A 15570-nucleotide genomic window follows, 5' to 3' on the forward strand; every position below is an offset into this window, starting at 1 on the left:
CGAGAGTAGGTCATCGTCAGGCACTTATTATGAAAAATCCCCCAGGGCTGATGCCTTGGGGGTTTTTTTTTGCGTGGCAGGGTGAAGGGTAAGTCGTGAATCGTGAGTAGAAAAACCTCACAATCACCCTATCACCAGCAGTTTTATAAATCCCTGCGGTGTTGGCAGATGCCACCGGCCCAGGTCTCATAAATAGCGCGATCATCCGCCAGCATCATGAGTGCAAACAGCCGCTCACCAAGCGTGGTGCAATGATTGATTCGTCGAGAGAGTAGCGATGTTGCCTGGGTGTCAATCACCACAAAGTCAGCCTCAAGGGTAGGCGCCAACTGACCGATGTGGCTATCCAGCGAGAGAGCTTTTGCATTACCCATGGTTAAGCCATAAAAGCCCTGCCATGCGGTAAGGGGCTGTCCGCCTAGTTGACCCACTTGATAGGCCGCTTTAAGCGTTCCAAATCCCGATAAATCAGTGCCTGCGCCGATATCGCTGGCAAACGTATATGCCATGCCCGTCTGTTTGGCTGCTTCCCGGTCGAATAACCCGCTACCCAGAAAAAGATTGGAGCTGGGGCAAAAGGCAATATTGGCGCCTCGATCCGCCAAGCGTTTGCGCATGCCGTTATCGAGATGAATTCCATGAGCGAAGGTGCTACGGGGCCCGACTAAGCCTGCCTCCTCATACACGGCCAGGTAGTCGCGGCTGCCTGGAAACAGTTCGGCTACCCAGTCTAACTCGCCACTGTTTTCAGCCAAGTGGGTCTGTAACCAAAGGCTAGGATCATTACGTAAGAGGGCGCCGGCAGCGTCCATTTGCGTCTTAGTTGAAGTCGGCGCAAAGCGCGGTGTGACGCTATAGCCCAGTCGGCCGTTGCCGTGCCAATCCTCAATAAGTCGCTCGCTGTCAGCAATGCCAGATGCACCGTCCATCAGCGCCTCTGGCGCATTACGATCCATCAATACCTTGCCCACCAGCATGCGCAGCTGACGTTTTTGGCAGGCGGTGAAAAATGCATCTACGGAGCCGGGGTGGCTAGAACCGAATACCTGGGCAGTGGTAGTGCCCGCGCGTAGCATCTCATCCAAAAAAGCATTAGACAGCGCTTCAGCGTGGGCATGATTAGCAAAGCGACACTCTTCAGGAAAGGTGTAGTCGTTTAGCCAGTCAAGCAGTTGGCGGCCATAAGAAGCCATGATATCCAGCTGCACATAGTGCACATGGGTATCGATAAACCCCGGCATAATCAGCTTGTCACGATAATCAAGAACGTCAGCCCCTTTGGGTAGCAAAGGTGAGAGTTCGGCGAAATGGCCGACGGCATGAATATGCTGGCCTTTCAACCAGAGCAGTCCGTCGCCGTAATGCTCTAAGCTGCCCGGTTCAGGTGTATTGCCATCGCCAGGGTCACGGGCAAAACTAATCAATTCGGCACGAATGAACGTATCGGTAGAAGAAGTCATATCAACTCGGGGTCGTCGGAGAATCGGTCATTAGCGTTCGCACTGCCTGGGGGGCAAGGCCACGGTTTTCTTGCGAAGAGGGCGTGTCCGTTAGCCAAAGCAGTTCAGCCACCACCGTTAAAGCAATCGCATAGGGCGTTTTATTACTCAGCTTAGTGGCGTGAATGTGGCCGATGGGGCATCGCACCTGCGCAATTTGATCGGCGGAGTAACCATCGCGCTTAAGGCGTCCTTCAAAGCTTGCCCATTTACTGTCAGAACCAATCAGCCCAATCGAGGCGATGTCATCGCGCGCGATCAGCGCTTTGATCAGCGCATAGTCTTCGTCATGGTTGTGCGTCAATACCAGTGCGTGGCTATCAGCAGGTAAGGCGGCAACACTTTGCTGTGCATCTTGGAGTGAATAACAGCTAAGTCGCGGCTGCTGCTGATGCTGGTGGTACTGCTCGGCAAACGCATCGCTTCGGCTATCGTACCAGTGTAATTGCCAGGGAAGCGGCGCACTTAGCTTTACCAGTTGCTGCCCTACGTGCCCTGCACCAAAGATCGCTATGTGCGTTGTAGTGCCTGGAAAGGCTTCCAATAGGATATTAACGAACCCACCACAGCACTGGCCGCTTCGTCCGCCCAAAGAGAAGGCTTCCAAACTGAGGCCATAGCGTTTTTCTGTCAAACAGGCACGTGCAGCGGTAATGGTTTGCCACTCAAAGGTACCCCCGCCTAGCGTATCGAAGATCGCATCGTCGGTGATCACCATGCGTGCGCCAGGCTCCCGGGGAGTGGAGCCTGCGCTGGTTACCTGAGTGGCTAATACATGCGGTATGCCGTCGCGCTGTAAGCGGTGTAGCGCCGCATGCCAGCTTTCTGGGTTTTGACTAGAACTCACAGCACTTTCTTCCTGATAGCGTTGGCTGCCAGCACGACCCGCTCTGGTGTGGCCGGTGTATCTAAGTGAGGAGAGATGGCGTAACCAGTAAGGCTCGATAGCGCATCGCGTAGCGCTGACCACACACTGATACCGAGCATTAAAGGGGGCTCACCGACTGCTTTTGAACGGTAGAGACTGGCCATGGAGTTGGGATGGCCTTCCATTAGCGCGACATTGAAGACGGGCGGTAGGTCGCCAAAGGTAGGGATTTTATAGGTCGCCGGGCCATCGCTGACAAGCACGCCTTTGTCGTTCCACTTAAGCTCTTCACTGGTCAACCAGCCCATTCCTTGAATAAAACCGCCCTCCACCTGACCAATATCAATGGCTGGGTTTAGTGAGTCTCCCACGTCGTGCAAGATATCGACACGATCGACCTGATACTCCCCACTCAAGGTATCCACGCTTACTTCTGCCACTGCCGCGCCAAATGCGTAGTAGTAGAAGGGCCGACCTTGACCAACTGAACGATCATAGTGAATAAGCGGTGTGGCGTAGAAGCCTTTTTCAGATAGTGATATGCGATTGAGGTAGGCTGTTTGCACCAACTCACCCCAAGGTATGCGGCGCTCGCTTTCGCCGAACCCGGCCACTAGCATGCCATCTTCCAGGCGCATCCCTTCGCGATCCAAGCCCTCTGAATAGTGCTCGGCGGCAAAATCAAACAGGCGTTCTCGCAGTTTACTGGCGGCATCCCGCGCGGCCATACCGTTTAAGTCAGCACCGCTAGAGGCAGCGGTAGGGGAGGTATTGGGGACTTTATCGGTTCGCGTAGCGGTAATGCGTACCTTCTCCAGATCCAGGCCCAGCTCCCGAGCCACTACCTGACAAATTTTAGTATGTAGCCCTTGGCCCATCTCGGTACCGCCGTGATTGATCATCACGCTGCCGTCAGTGTAAACATGCAGAAGAGCACCCGCCTGATTAAGGTGCTGGGCGGTAAACGAAATGCCAAATTTAACCGGGGTAAGTGCCAGTCCTTTTTTAATGATAGGGCTGGTGGCGTTGAAGTCACTGACCGCTTTGCGCCGTGTCCAGTAATCGCTGTCGCTTTCGAGGGTTTCAACGAGCGTATGTAGGAGTTGTCGCTGGTCGACCTGCTGGCCGTAATGGGTCACCTCGCGGCCATCGCGGTAGAAGTTGCGCTTACGTACGGTCAGTGGATCTTCGCCAATCTGGCGGGCAATATCATCCATGGCCGCTTCGATAATCATCATCCCTTGGGGGCCACCGAAGCCCCGGAATGCGGTATTAGAGGCGGTATGGGTTTTTGCTCGATGACCGACTACCTGGGCGTCCCCCAGCGAGTAGGCGTTGTCGGCGTGGAACATAGCGCGATCAACGATAGCGTCGGAAAGATCCGGCGAGTAGCCGCAGTCACCGATCACCGTAATCTCACCACCCTGAATAACGCCCTCAGCATCAATGGCGAGTCGATAGCGGTTATGGAAAGGGTGGCGTTTACCCGTGGCGCGCATATCTTCACTGCGCGGTAAGCGGAGTCGCACCGTCTTGCCTGTGCGGTGGGCAATAATCGCGGCTATACACGCCCAGGGGGAGGCCTGAGTCTCTTTGCCACCAAAGCCACCACCCATACGGCGCACTTCTACGGTCACGGCATGAAAAGGAATATCGAGCACCTCCGCCACCAGCTTCTGGGTTTCGCTGGGGTGCTGGTTGGAGGTATGGACGACAACGCCCTCATCCTCGGTGGGGTGAACCACGCAGGCCTGGCCTTCCAGATAGAAGTGCTCTTGGCCACCGACGAATAGCTCACCCTCAATCAGCTGTTCCGCTTGATCAAGCGCCTGCTGCCAATCACCACGGGTCTGCACATGAGTCGGGCGTACAAACTCCTCACGCTCCGTTGCGGCCACCGGATCTAAACTGGCAGGTTGCTCGTCTATGCTAATGGCGGCTAGCTTGACGGCACGACGTGCGGCCTGCAGCGACGTTGCGGCAACGGCGAAGAGGCATTGGCCTGCGTAGCTGATCGCTTGATCGACAAAAATGGGATCGCCCGGAAAGACCGGCCCGATATCGGTATGCCCTGGCACTTCATGAAAGGTAATCACATCGACTACCCCTGGCGCCTCTTTCACCTTGCTGAGATCAAGCTGCGTTAAGGTGCCGTGGGCGACGGGCGATAGGCCAAGCGCCACATGCAGGGCATCTGCGGGGAGTACCAAGTCGTCAATATAAGCGGCCTTGCCGGTGACGTGCTTTTCAGCACTTTCGTGAAAACTTGCGCTTCCCGCCTGTCGCTGGTCATTACTGTCCCCCGTATGACGTGCCAAGGGCCCTGAGCCTTGGATGTGGTCGTGTAGTTCACGGCGAGCACGGCTGCTATCGCCGTCCAGTTTAGTGAGCGTACGCATGGAGCATCACCTCGTGGTCGGGCGCTAAGAGAGAAAGATAGAGACGTTCAAGCAGGTTCTTGGCAGCTTGCCGGCGATAATGCTGACTGCCCCGCACATCACTCATGGGCTGGAAGTCGTCATCAAGTGCCTGCTGAGCGGCGCGAAAAGCTTCCACGCTGATGGTGCACCCTTCCAGCGCAGCTTCGGCAGCTTGTGCGCGCTTGGGAATAGCGGCCATTCCCCCAAAAGCGATGCGTACATCGTGCAAGGTGCCTTGTTCAATGCGGTAGCTAAAGGCACCGAGTAGCGCAGAGATATCATCTTCGCGACGCTTGGATAACTTCCAAACGCGTAATTGACTGTCCTCAACCGGCTGCGGAATGAAAATCCGCGAAACGACTTCATCAGCCGCTAAAGCGGTCTTTTTGTAATCGAGGAAGAAATCCTCCAGCGCTAAGCAACGCTTGCCGTTTGTGCTGGCAAGTTCCACCTGAGCTCCCAAGGCAAGTAGCACGGGTGGCGTATCACCAATAGGTGAGGCATTGGCGATATTGCCACCCAGCGTTCCCCGATTACGAATTTGCTGGGAGCCAAGCCGGTGCAGCAGGTGAGCAAACGCAGGAAAGTGCTTTTCAAATAGCGGTTCGAGCTGGGTATAGGTAACCCCGGCGCCTATCCACCAGCCGGTTTGATGTCCATGGGTAGCCTCTTCAACCGTCAATAGCTCGGCAACCCGGGAAACGTCAATCAACTGATCAAGCGGCGCCAAGCGCTGAGTGATCTCCAACCAAAGATCAGTACCGCCTGCCACCAAGCGCGCCTGGGGAGTTGCGCGACGCAATTGCGTTAGCTCTTCCAAAGACGCTGGCTGAGCAAAAAATGGCGCAGTTCCTGCCGAATCGGCGGTCTGAGTGTCGCTTTCTGACGCTGGCAACGTCGCGTCGAACCACTGAGGGCGCTCATAGGGCGTATCATTCATACGCAGCGCCGCATCGCGGATAGGACGATAGCCGGTGCAGCGGCACAAATTACCGCCCAGAGCGGCTTCTAGGCGTTCAGGTGATAGTTCTTGTAAAAGGGGAGTAGGGCGTTGAGTAAGATCGCTATGCAAGGTGAAAAGTGACATAACTATACCTGGCGTACAAAAACCACACTGACTGCCATGGCATTCGATCATCGCTTCCTGGGCTGGGTGCAGGCGACCTTTTTCCGATAACCCTTCAACGGTGACCAAGTGCCTGCCCTGTAGCTGGTGAGCGGGCGTAATACAGGCGTTAGCGCTGGTAAACTTTTGGCTACCAGCCGTTGACTCGCCAATCGCCACGGTGCAGGCGCCACAGTCACCGGAAGCGCAGCCCTCTTTGGTGCCCGTTAGGGCCAAATGCTCGCGCAGTAGCGTTAAAATACTGGCGTCGGGTGAAACGTTACACCGCTGAGGGGTACCATTGAGCAGGAACGTCATCGTTGCCATGCCGAACTCCACTGTTATTGTATAGACCGGAATTTTTTTGACCGATCGGTCAATATAGGTTGAGCTTGGGACAAAACGCCCTACCTTGCAAGTATTTGCTCACTGCACAGGAGTGGGGCAAGCTGGTGTGAAATGCTAACTTTTGGGGCAGTCCAGTCTATCTTCTCACCCAGCTAAGCATTCATGTGTAATTAAACATTCAAGCTAACAATCACTCACGCTATTGGGGAATACTGTTAATGACCGCCGTCTCTGCCACTCATGAAAGCCCTAGCCGGGAAAGAATAGAAACAAGTATTCTGGTGGCCGCTGAGGAGGTGTTCTCTCAGCACGGCTACCGCGGGGCGAGCTTGCAAATGATCGCTGATCGAGTCGGTCTCCCCAAAGCCAATATTTTGTACTACATGGGCAGTAAGCAAGCGCTTTATGTGCGACTGCTTAACCGCATGATGCGCCGCTGGAACGAAGTGCTTGAAGACATTACTCCTGATAGTGATCCCGCGACGGTACTCAGTGACTTTATTCGCACTAAAATGGTGCTGGGGCAGCGCTATCCCGAAGGCTCAAAACTTTTTGCGGCGGAAATTTTAGCCGGTGCTCCCTTCTTAAGTGATTATCTGGGCGGCGAGTTACGCGATTGGGTCTCCTCTCGTGCCGCGATCATTCGCCAGTGGTCAGCCCAGGGAAAAATGGATGCTGTCGATCCGCGCTGGCTTATTTTCCTGATTTGGTCTGCCACCCAGCACTACACTGAATATAGTGCCCAGGTCAGCGGTATTCTAGGCCGCGATGCGTTAACCGAGGATGACCTTGAATCCATCTCCAGCTTTCTTGAGCACGTTATTCTAAAAGGCTGCGGCGTTACTTCACCCGCGCCCAATAATTCTGCACCTAAAAGCAGTGCAGATGCTCACAGTGTGGAAAAGTGATCTTCACATGAGCGCTTTACCTATTGATCAGTATCTTGATCCGCTTAAAACTATCTTGACTACCCATAATCGTCTGATGCTGATTGCCCAGCCGGGGGCGGGTAAAACCACCCGTGTGCCGCTCTGTTTACTTGAAGAAGAGTGGGTCAAAGGGCAAAAACTACTGTTACTTGAGCCTCGTCGTGTAGCTGCGCGTTTGGCAGCCAGCTTTATGGCCCGGCAATTGGGTGAAGACGTTGGCCAAACGGTGGGGTATCGCATGCGCGGTGATAGCTGTGTGAGCGCGCAAACCCGCTTGGAAGTAGTCACCCAGGGCGTACTCACTCGCATGCTGCAAGATGACCCGCTGTTAGAAGGCGTTGCCGGGATCATTTTTGATGAGTTCCATGAACGCAGTTTAGAAGCTGATGTGGGATTGGCGCTAACGCTGGATGTGCAGACCAGTATTCGCGATGATTTGCGCCTACTGGTGATGTCGGCAACCTTGGATGTCGAAGCGCTCAAGCGGGTGTTGGGCGAGCAAGTACCTGTTATTGAGTGCCATGGGCGTCAGTATCCTGTGGCGACGGCTTATCGTCCTTCCCTGAGTGGTGAGGAGAGCATTAGCCACGCAATTCGGGTGGTCGAGGAAGCGCTCTCACTGCCTGGTACGCAAGGCATACTGGTAATCTTGCCCGGTGTCGCCGAAATTAATCGCTTGGTTCAGGCGCTGGAAAAAACGCTGCCCCATCTGGCGATTCGGCCGCTGCACGGCAGAATGAGTATTGCTGAACAGCAGGCAGCCTTGGCGGCGAATACATCGAAACAGCGCATTATCGTCTCCACCGCCATCACCGAATCGAGCATTACCGTGGATGGTGTGAATGTGGTGATTGACGGTGGCCTGGAGCGGGTGCCACTTTTTCAGCCGCGTACCGGGCTAACCCGTTTAACGACCCGGCGGATCAATCGCGCCAGTGCCGATCAGCGTCGGGGGCGTGCAGGGCGTCAGCGGGAAGGCCGTTGTTTTCGGCTCTGGGCCCAGGAGCAGCCGTTGGCGCCTTATGGTGAGCCTGAAATTCAGCAAGCGGATCTCTCATCACTAGTGCTCGAACTGGCGTGCTGGGGCGTCGCATCACCCCAAGCGCTAAGCTGGGTAACATCGCCGCCGGAGGGTGCCTGGCGCAGTGGCCAATCGCTGCTCGAGCAATTAGGCGTGTTAGATCACGAGCACAGGCTTACCCCTCTAGGTAGCCGCTGTGCCAAGTGGCCAGTTGAACCGAGAATTGCCGTGATGCTAGAGCGGGCTTCAGAGTTTAATACTGTACCACTAGCCTGTGGAATAGCGGCACTCCTTGAAGAGCGCGACAGCAACGAGCGATCCTTGCATGATGCGTTAGCACTGCGTCTTCGTCAGCCTAAACGCTTCCCCAGTTGGCAGCGTGAAGCGCTTAGGCTGGCTAAGCGAGCAGGAGTGGCACTTAATGACGCCGTGCTAGTACCGCTTGGGCCACTCTTAGCGCTGGCGTACCCTGAGCGCCTTGGCCAGTCAATTGAGCCGGGTAAGTTTCGGCTTGCCAATGGCAAAACCGCTACGCTGCCGTTAAACGATACGTTGGCGCATCAAGACTACGTTGTCGCTGTCGCATTAAATAGTGCGGCTGGCGACCAGGCGCGGATCATCTCAGGCGAACCGCTATCACTTGAGTCGCTGCTTTCGCTATATCCTGGTATTCGCCAATGGCAGCCACGAGTGGCGTGGTCGCAAGAACAGGGCCGTTTAATTGGTGAAGAGGTGCAAGCTCACGGCAGCCTCGTCATTGCCAAACGACCTCTAGCACACTTACCCGAGGAGGCGGTGAAAGAGGCGCTATTGAATGCACTACGCCAGCGGCCCGAGCAGTTATTTGGCGATAATTTACAGCAGTTGCGCGGGCGAATGGCGCTACTTCGCGAGTACCAGGGGGACGAGTGGCCCGACTGGTCCGAGCCAGCGCTATTAGCCTCATTAGAGAACTGGCTAGCCCCTTACCTAATCGGTATTAAACGGTTGAGTCAAATTGAGAAATTGCCGCTAGAGCGCTATTTGCTCAATTCACTGAGCTGGGAAGCACAACGTGAATTCGAGCAGTTAACCCCATTAGCGCTTGAGGTTCCTAGCGGCAAACAGGTTGGCTTAGACTACCTGCCGTGCCTTTCCCAGCGGCCACCTGTGTTAGCGTTGAAACTGCAAGAGGCCTTTGGCTGGCGGGTAACGCCCACCGTTGTCGATGGTGCCGTTGCCGTAATGATTCACCTGCTTTCTCCCGCGCGTCGGCCGTTGCAAGTCACCCAGGACTTGGTTAGCTTTTGGCAGAAGGGTTATCCTGAAGTACGCAAAGAGATGCGCGGTCGCTATCCAAAGCATCCCTGGCCTGAAGACCCACTGACAGCACCCGCCACTGCGCATACCAAGCGAAAGGCGTGACCGGTTTCGCTGCTTCGACTCCGATAATTACTCGCTGCGCTTTTCCGGGATTTCATCGGGAATGCGATAGCGCACGCCATCTACGCGTTCTTCCTCATAGCGTTGATTCTCTTCTTCAGGCACTACGCCGATGACGGTTTCCTTAGACCCATCCGGCCAAGTGTAAGTCGTGCAGCCTGCCAGCAGCAGTGGAATAATCAAAAACAGTGTGATGGGTAAGGCGAGGTGGCGTTTGAGCATAAGGCACTCCATTGGGTGGCGCTGATCCTGAGAATTGGCTGAGTATCTCACATTGAGAAACTATAGGTGGTCATTAACGTGGCTGTAAATGCTTATGTAGGTCTATGATAATAGTGGCTAACCCTTCAGCCTTAGACTGATACGAGAGCCAAAGAAAACCGGAGGTGGTATGTGGTCTGTAGTCAAGTCAGTGTTAGCAGCCCTACTAGGCGTTCAAAGTAATCAAAAGCGGGAAGAGGACTTTAGCAGTGGCAGGCCCGCAGCCTACCTCGTTGCGGGGGTGGTGATCACGCTGCTGTTCGTTTTGATGCTTGTTTTTTTGGCCATGTTTGCGGCCCGCTGAAAAGCGTTGATAGCGTTAAATAAGCAAAGCGTGACGAATCGCACATATTTTCTATACTGCTAATATCTAATTTCATCCTACCCTAATCTAACGATAAGAAATAACAACAATAAAACTGGAGGTCTCTATGCGTTCACGGTGGTGGCTAATGGCCGTATCCCTTGCTGCAAGTGGATCGCAGGCTCAAACGAACGGTTGGAACATGCCTGTCGGCGTTACCGATGTGAGTAGCGATATTTACGGCCTGCACATGACCATATTTTGGATATGTGTCGTGATTGGATTGGTGGTGTTTGGGGCAATGTTCTACTCCCTGTTTCGCTATCGCCATTCCAAAGGTGCAAAGGCCGCCCACTTTCATGAGCACACTAGTGTGGAAGTGTTATGGACAGCTATCCCTATCTTGATCCTGGTAGGTATGGCGGTGCCCGCCACCGCAACTTTAAAAAACATGTATGACTCATCAGACGCCGAGTTGGATGTAATGATTACCGGTCAGCAATGGCGTTGGCGCTATGAATACCTGGGTGAAAATGTGGCATTCACCTCCAGTATGAGTACGCCGAGAACGCAAATCAGCGGAGAAGAAACTCGCGGAGAGCACTACCTATTAGAGGTTGATGAGCCGCTGGTGCTGCCGATAAATCGTAAAGTACGCTTTCTAATGACCTCAGATGACGTTATTCACTCTTGGTGGGTGCCGGATTTAGCGGTTAAGCAGGATACGATTCCCGGCTTTATCAATGAGAATTGGGTGAAGATCAACGAGCCGGGTATTTACCGCGGGCAGTGCGCTGAGCTGTGCGGTATCGACCACGGCTTTATGCCTGTGGTGGTGCACGCTGTGGAGGAGGAGGAGTTTGATGGCTGGCTAGCTGAGCGCAAAGAGGCTGCTGAGCAGGAAGCCATGGGGGTTGACCGTGAATGGGCAATGGATGAGCTAGTTGAGCGCGGCGAATCAGTGTATCAATCGATCTGCTCCTCTTGTCATCAGGCCGAAGGCCAAGGTTCTCCACCCGCCTTTCCCGCGTTGGCAAATAACGAACAGCTCATCAATGATGTGGATTGGCATCTAGATAGGGTCGTCAACGGTGTATCGGGTGCTGCTATGCCTGCTTTCCGTAGCACCTTAAACCCTGTTGAGATAGCGGCTGTGGTCACCTATACGCGTAACGCCTGGGGTAATGATACGGGTGATGTCGTGCAGCCCTCTGCAGTAGCTGAGTTAATTGCCCAGTGATGTTGGTTTGCCACTCAATTAGACAACAATATTTCGGAGACACACATGGCGCCCAAACTACCTCCTCAGCCACCGCTGCAACATAGCACCACGGCCGTCGCCGATGGGCAGTCCCATGGTCATGCTGCGCCGCCGAAAGGCATTTTTCGCTGGCTACTGACCACCAATCATAAAGAGATTGGCTCCCTTTATTTGATTTTTTCGCTGACGATGTTTTTCATCGGGGGGATATTTGCCCTGGTGGTCAGGGCCGAGCTTTTCCAGCCCGGCCTGCAGCTGGTTGAGCCTGAATTTTTCAATCAGATGACCACCATGCATGGCTTGATCATGGTGTTTGGTGCGGTAATGCCTGCTTTTACCGGCTTAGCCAACTGGATGATACCGCTACAGATTGGCGCGCCAGATATGGCGTTACCTCGATTGAATAACTTCAGTTTTTGGCTTCTTCCTGTGTCATTCACACTGCTACTTTCAACGCTACTCATGCCCGGCGGCGGCCCTAATTTTGGTTGGACGTTTTATGCACCGCTGTCGACGAATTTTGCTCCACCTTCGACAACTTTCTTTATTCTTGCGCTACATATTGCCGGTATTAGTTCTATTCTCGGTGCCATCAACATCATCGCGACCATTTTAAATATGCGTGCGCCGGGTATGCGTTTAATGGATATGCCGCTATTCGTATGGACATGGCTGATTACCGCTTTCCTATTAATTGCGGTAATGCCGGTGCTAGCGGGTGTCATCACGATGATGTTGATGGATATCAACTTTGGCACCAGCTTCTTTGATGCGGCAGGTGGTGGGGATCCGGTGTTGTTCCAGCATCTATTCTGGTTCTTTGGGCATCCCGAAGTATACATTATGATTCTGCCAGCTTTTGGTATTGTCTCAGCGATTATCCCCACCTTCGCGCGTAAGCCTTTGTTTGGTTACGCTTCCATGGTGTACGCCACTGCGGCCATTGCACTGCTGTCATTTTTAGTCTGGGCCCACCATATGTTTATAGTGGGTCTACCTTTGGTGGCAGAGTTGTTCTTTATGTATTCCACCATGCTGATCGCCGTGCCAACCGGCGTGAAGGTATTTAACTGGGTAACCACACTGTTTCGCGGCTCGATTAGTTTTGAATCGCCGATGCTGTTTGCTCTGGCTTTCGTGGTGCTGTTTACCATTGGTGGTTTTTCAGGGCTTATGCTGGCGATTGCACCGGCGGATTTTCAGTATCACGATACCTACTTCGTCGTTGCCCACTTTCACTATGTGCTAGTCCCGGGGGCAATCTTTGCGATTATGGCGGGGGTCTATTACTGGCTGCCTAAATGGACCGGGCATTACCCCAATGAGAAGCTGGCCCAGTGGCACTTCTGGTTCTCGATTATTGGTGTCAATCTAACCTTCTTCCCCATGCACTTCGCAGGCTTGGCGGGAATGCCGCGGCGGATCCCTGACTACGCCCTTCAGTTTGCGGACTTTAATTTACTCTCAAGCATCGGTGCCTTCTTCTTTGGCGCATCTCAACTGCTCTTTGTATTGGGCGTCATACTGTGCGTGCGCGGTGGCAAAAAAGCGCCAGCAAAAGCCTGGGAGGGGGCCGAGGATTTAGAATGGACGGTGCCTAGTCCAGCACCACTGCATACGTTTGAAACGCCGCCAGTGTTTCATCGTACGTCCCACTAGCAATGACATAAAGCACATGGGTCACTGGCCTAAGAGGTGTTATGGATAGCCAAGAGCAGGCAAAGGTAGGTGTGCGCCGCACGGTTATTAGAACAATCGCCGTATTGATAGGCATGTTTGGCTTTGCCTTTGCACTAGTGCCGCTTTATGACGTTTTTTGTAGCATTACTGGTATTAACGGCAAGGTGGACGCCACTGCGAAGAGCGTCGTGCACGAAGAAGTCGATGAGTCGCGCTATATAAATGTGCAATTTATCACGCGTGGTAGCCCGGGCCTGCCGTGGCAAATGAGCGTTGAAATGCGCCAGATGAGTGTGCACCCCGGGCAAATGGCGGAAGTCGATTTTACCTTCACCAATAATAGCAGTAGCGAAAGCTGGGGGAGAGCAGTGCCCAGTGTGTCTCCCTCTACTGCCACGACGCATCTACGTAAAATCAGCTGTTTCTGCTTTCAGGAGCAGCAGTTGCAGGGTAATGAGCGGTTAACCATACCGTTGGTATTCCAGCTAGCGCGTGATCTGCCCGACGATATTAATACTATTACACTGGTGTATACCCTCTACCCGATAGAGCATGTGATTCAAAATGCTGCATTGGATAATACGCTTAAGAGCAGCGCTAACAACGAGCTTGTAAACGACCCTATAAACAATCTCAGTAACACGCCTAAAAACAATAAAGCGGCGGGAGAAGCGATATGAGCAGTGGTAGCTATTATGTTCCGGCGAGTAGCCGATGGCCTGTTCTCGGCTCGGTTGCCCTAGGCGCCATGATGGTCGGCACGGGCATTAAACTCGTTTATGACACCGGGTTACCGCTGGTGTTAATCGGTGTGGTAGGCATTCTTGCGGTGATGGGGCTCTGGTTCCGTGACGTCATTAGTGAGTCTCGGGGAGGGCTTTATGATGAGCAGATGGATCGCTCATTTCGTTGGGGGATGGGCTGGTTCATTTTTTCGGAAGTAATGTTTTTTGCCGCCTTTTTTGGCGCGCTGTTTTACGTACGCATGTTTGCTATTCCATGGTTAGGGGGAGAGGGGGCAAAAGGTGTTTCCGCATTACTATGGCCTGACTTTGTCGCCACTTGGCCGTTGTTGAATCCACCGGACTCATCCATTGCCGGCCCTGAACAAGTCTTTAGCCCGTGGCAACTGCCTCTCGTCAACACGCTGATTTTGATAACTTCCAGCATCACGCTCACCGTTGCTCACGAAGCTTTAAAAGTGGGTGACCGGAAGACTTGCCGCAACTGGCTAACGGGAACGGTGCTATTGGGTTGCTGCTTTATCATGATCCAGGGTGTCGAATACTACGAGGCCTACGCCCATTATGGCATTACCTTGGAAGCCGGAATTTTCGGGGCAACATTCTTTATTTTGACCGGCTTTCATGGTGTGCACGTGATTATCGGCACGCTGATTTTAGCCACCATGCTGGTACGCATTATCAAGGGCCACTTTGGCGACGAAAACCATTTTGGTTTTGAAGCCTCTTGCTGGTACTGGCACTTTGTTGATGTGGTGTGGGTTGGGCTGTTTATTTTTGTCTACGTCTTATAACCGCATTAGCCTAACTGGCCCGACCAATAGCCGAAAATAATAAGGGCCATGAGCAGACAGGCTAATCCAATTCTCCATTTGAGAGAGAGTAGTAGGCGGCGAGAAGAGACGTTATCTCTAATCAGGAAAATGGCGCCTACGGCCAAGCTGATAACCATCGCAATAAACACGGCGGCAATGAGTAGTTGTAACCACATGATGAATCCCTCTCGGCAATGGCGTTTTTATAGTTGGTATCTGTTTTGGAGTTTGCTGGTGGCGTTAGGTATTAGTTTAGGACTATGGCAGTGGGAACGGGCAGATGACAAGCGGTTGGCCATCGCCGTTCGCGATGCAGCCCCTACCTTAGTGCAGCCTACCGAGCAGCCAGCGCAAGGCGCCCAGGTAACGTTGCGTGGGCAGTATTTGGCGGAGCAAACGCTCTATTTGGATAATCGCGTTGTAGACGGAAGAGTGGGGGTGGCCGTACTAACCCCGCTGCGTGATAGTTTCGGGCAGCTTTGGCTGGTACAGCGTGGCTTTTTAGCCACCGGGCCGCGTCGCGAAACGCCGCAGACAACCACACCCAGCGGTACGGTCGAAGTGATTGGCGAGTGGCAGGAGGTACAGTCTGGCGGGCCGCTATATGGGGAAAATAGAGAAGGGGCAAGGCTGCAGCAGCTTAGCCTTGAACCCTGGCACGCTTCGCTAGGCGCGTTTAGTTACCCAGGCTGGTTGCACGCCAGCGAAGGCGATGGGGTCTTAATCCCATGGTGGGAAGCCAATGTGATGCCGCCCAGTCGGCATATGGGCTATGCCTTTCAATGGTGGGGGCTGGCACTGGCGGCCTTGATGGTGATGTTTATTGGCGGATATAAACTGCGTCGCGATGGCGCTGATAAAAAAGCTTTAGTTAATAAAAATAAACAGAGGTGA

14 protein-coding genes are annotated in these 15570 nt (G+C 53.6%); 8 read left to right on the forward strand and 6 right to left on the reverse strand.

The genetic code is table 11. The features are described 5' to 3' along the window. Positions 1–143: 143 nt before the first annotated feature. From guaD to xdhA, 4 genes are read right to left on the reverse strand one after another with little or no spacing between them, the layout of a single operon-like run. Entirely contained in the window at positions 144–1460 is a 1317-nt protein-coding gene (guaD, locus tag HALA3H3_RS19790; RefSeq protein ID WP_022523281.1) for a guanine deaminase, read from the reverse strand. A 1-nt stretch (position 1461) separates the two neighbouring features. Next, complete coding sequence (gene xdhC, locus HALA3H3_RS19795) at positions 1462–2346, reverse strand: xanthine dehydrogenase accessory protein XdhC (RefSeq protein ID WP_022523282.1); 885 nt, start codon at positions 2344–2346, stop codon at positions 1462–1464. Next, positions 2343–4766 carry a xanthine dehydrogenase molybdopterin binding subunit gene (xdhB, locus tag HALA3H3_RS19800; protein WP_022523283.1) on the reverse strand — a complete coding sequence of 808 codons (2424 nt, stop codon included), beginning with the start codon at positions 4764–4766 and terminating at the stop codon, positions 2343–2345. Before xdhB ends, xdhC begins: the two co-directional genes overlap by 4 nt. After that, entirely contained in the window at positions 4750–6219 is a 1470-nt protein-coding gene (gene xdhA / locus HALA3H3_RS19805) for a xanthine dehydrogenase small subunit (RefSeq protein ID WP_022523284.1), read from the reverse strand. Before xdhA ends, xdhB begins: the two co-directional genes overlap by 17 nt. Before the next feature lie 239 nt (positions 6220–6458). On the opposite strand from xdhA, the gene HALA3H3_RS19810 reads away from it, so the two are divergent. Further along, positions 6459–7148 (forward strand): TetR family transcriptional regulator C-terminal domain-containing protein, encoded by a 690-nt coding sequence (locus tag HALA3H3_RS19810; protein WP_022523285.1) that lies wholly within the window; start codon positions 6459–6461, stop codon positions 7146–7148. A gap of 7 nt (positions 7149–7155) precedes the next feature. Beyond that, positions 7156–9594, forward strand: coding sequence for an ATP-dependent helicase HrpB (hrpB, locus tag HALA3H3_RS19815; RefSeq protein WP_053857050.1), 2439 nt, complete (start codon positions 7156–7158; stop codon positions 9592–9594). Between the two features lie 27 nt (positions 9595–9621). Here the strand turns inward: hrpB and HALA3H3_RS19820 are convergent, their stop codons facing one another. Further along, on the reverse strand, positions 9622–9834 hold the full coding sequence (locus HALA3H3_RS19820; protein ID WP_022523287.1) for a hypothetical protein: 213 nt from the start codon (positions 9832–9834) through the stop codon (positions 9622–9624). Positions 9835–10003: 169 nt separating this feature from the next. On the opposite strand from HALA3H3_RS19820, the gene HALA3H3_RS26335 reads away from it, so the two are divergent. From HALA3H3_RS26335 to HALA3H3_RS19840, 5 genes are all read left to right on the forward strand, one after another. Next, on the forward strand, positions 10004–10177 hold the full coding sequence (locus HALA3H3_RS26335; RefSeq protein WP_022523288.1) for a DUF2970 domain-containing protein: 174 nt from the start codon (positions 10004–10006) through the stop codon (positions 10175–10177). Positions 10178–10304: 127 nt separating this feature from the next. Next, complete coding sequence (gene coxB, locus HALA3H3_RS19825) at positions 10305–11417, forward strand: cytochrome c oxidase subunit II (protein ID WP_022523289.1); 1113 nt, start codon at positions 10305–10307, stop codon at positions 11415–11417. A gap of 45 nt (positions 11418–11462) precedes the next feature. Then, positions 11463–13097: a cytochrome c oxidase subunit I gene (gene ctaD, locus HALA3H3_RS19830; protein ID WP_009287788.1), complete on the forward strand. Its 1635-nt coding sequence runs from the start codon at positions 11463–11465 to the stop codon at positions 13095–13097. Positions 13098–13138: 41 nt separating this feature from the next. Further along, positions 13139–13798 carry a cytochrome c oxidase assembly protein gene (locus tag HALA3H3_RS19835; protein WP_022523290.1) on the forward strand — a complete coding sequence of 220 codons (660 nt, stop codon included), beginning with the start codon at positions 13139–13141 and terminating at the stop codon, positions 13796–13798. Beyond that, positions 13795–14655 (forward strand): cytochrome c oxidase subunit 3, encoded by an 861-nt coding sequence (locus tag HALA3H3_RS19840; protein ID WP_022523291.1) that lies wholly within the window; start codon positions 13795–13797, stop codon positions 14653–14655. The genes HALA3H3_RS19835 and HALA3H3_RS19840 overlap by 4 nt, the downstream gene beginning before the upstream one ends. A 5-nt stretch (positions 14656–14660) precedes the next feature. Here the strand turns inward: HALA3H3_RS19840 and HALA3H3_RS19845 are convergent, their stop codons facing one another. After that, positions 14661–14852 (reverse strand): DUF2909 family protein, encoded by a 192-nt coding sequence (locus HALA3H3_RS19845; RefSeq protein ID WP_022523292.1) that lies wholly within the window; start codon positions 14850–14852, stop codon positions 14661–14663. Between HALA3H3_RS19845 and HALA3H3_RS19850 the strand changes: the two genes are divergently transcribed. Further along, entirely contained in the window at positions 14851–15570 is a 720-nt protein-coding gene (locus HALA3H3_RS19850) for an SURF1 family protein (RefSeq protein ID WP_041159466.1), read from the forward strand. The two genes, HALA3H3_RS19845 and HALA3H3_RS19850, sit on opposite strands and share 2 nt — an antisense overlap.

Source organism: Halomonas sp. A3H3 (assembly GCF_000982975.1).
Classification (GTDB): Bacteria; Pseudomonadota; Gammaproteobacteria; order Pseudomonadales; family Halomonadaceae; genus Vreelandella; species Vreelandella titanicae.

What these genes read in the sequence shown, in the direction of transcription:
- guaD (WP_022523281.1), bottom strand. Translation starts at nt 1,460, where the DNA reads ATGACTTCTTCTACCGATACGTTCATTCGTGCCGAATTGATTAGTTTT.
- xdhB (WP_022523283.1), bottom strand. Translation starts at nt 4,766, where the DNA reads ATGCGTACGCTCACTAAACTGGACGGCGATAGCAGCCGTGCTCGCCGT.
- xdhA (WP_022523284.1), bottom strand. Translation starts at nt 6,219, where the DNA reads ATGGCAACGATGACGTTCCTGCTCAATGGTACCCCTCAGCGGTGTAAC.
- HALA3H3_RS19810 (WP_022523285.1), top strand. Translation starts at nt 6,459, where the DNA reads ATGACCGCCGTCTCTGCCACTCATGAAAGCCCTAGCCGGGAAAGAATA.
- hrpB (WP_053857050.1), top strand. Translation starts at nt 7,156, where the DNA reads ATGAGCGCTTTACCTATTGATCAGTATCTTGATCCGCTTAAAACTATC.
- HALA3H3_RS19820 (WP_022523287.1), bottom strand. Translation starts at nt 9,834, where the DNA reads ATGCTCAAACGCCACCTCGCCTTACCCATCACACTGTTTTTGATTATT.
- HALA3H3_RS26335 (WP_022523288.1), top strand. Translation starts at nt 10,004, where the DNA reads ATGTGGTCTGTAGTCAAGTCAGTGTTAGCAGCCCTACTAGGCGTTCAA.
- coxB (WP_022523289.1), top strand. Translation starts at nt 10,305, where the DNA reads ATGCGTTCACGGTGGTGGCTAATGGCCGTATCCCTTGCTGCAAGTGGA.
- ctaD (WP_009287788.1), top strand. Translation starts at nt 11,463, where the DNA reads ATGGCGCCCAAACTACCTCCTCAGCCACCGCTGCAACATAGCACCACG.
- HALA3H3_RS19835 (WP_022523290.1), top strand. Translation starts at nt 13,139, where the DNA reads ATGGATAGCCAAGAGCAGGCAAAGGTAGGTGTGCGCCGCACGGTTATT.
- HALA3H3_RS19840 (WP_022523291.1), top strand. Translation starts at nt 13,795, where the DNA reads ATGAGCAGTGGTAGCTATTATGTTCCGGCGAGTAGCCGATGGCCTGTT.
- HALA3H3_RS19850 (WP_041159466.1), top strand. Translation starts at nt 14,851, where the DNA reads ATGATGAATCCCTCTCGGCAATGGCGTTTTTATAGTTGGTATCTGTTT.
- HALA3H3_RS19845 (WP_022523292.1), bottom strand. Translation starts at nt 14,852, where the DNA reads ATGTGGTTACAACTACTCATTGCCGCCGTGTTTATTGCGATGGTTATC.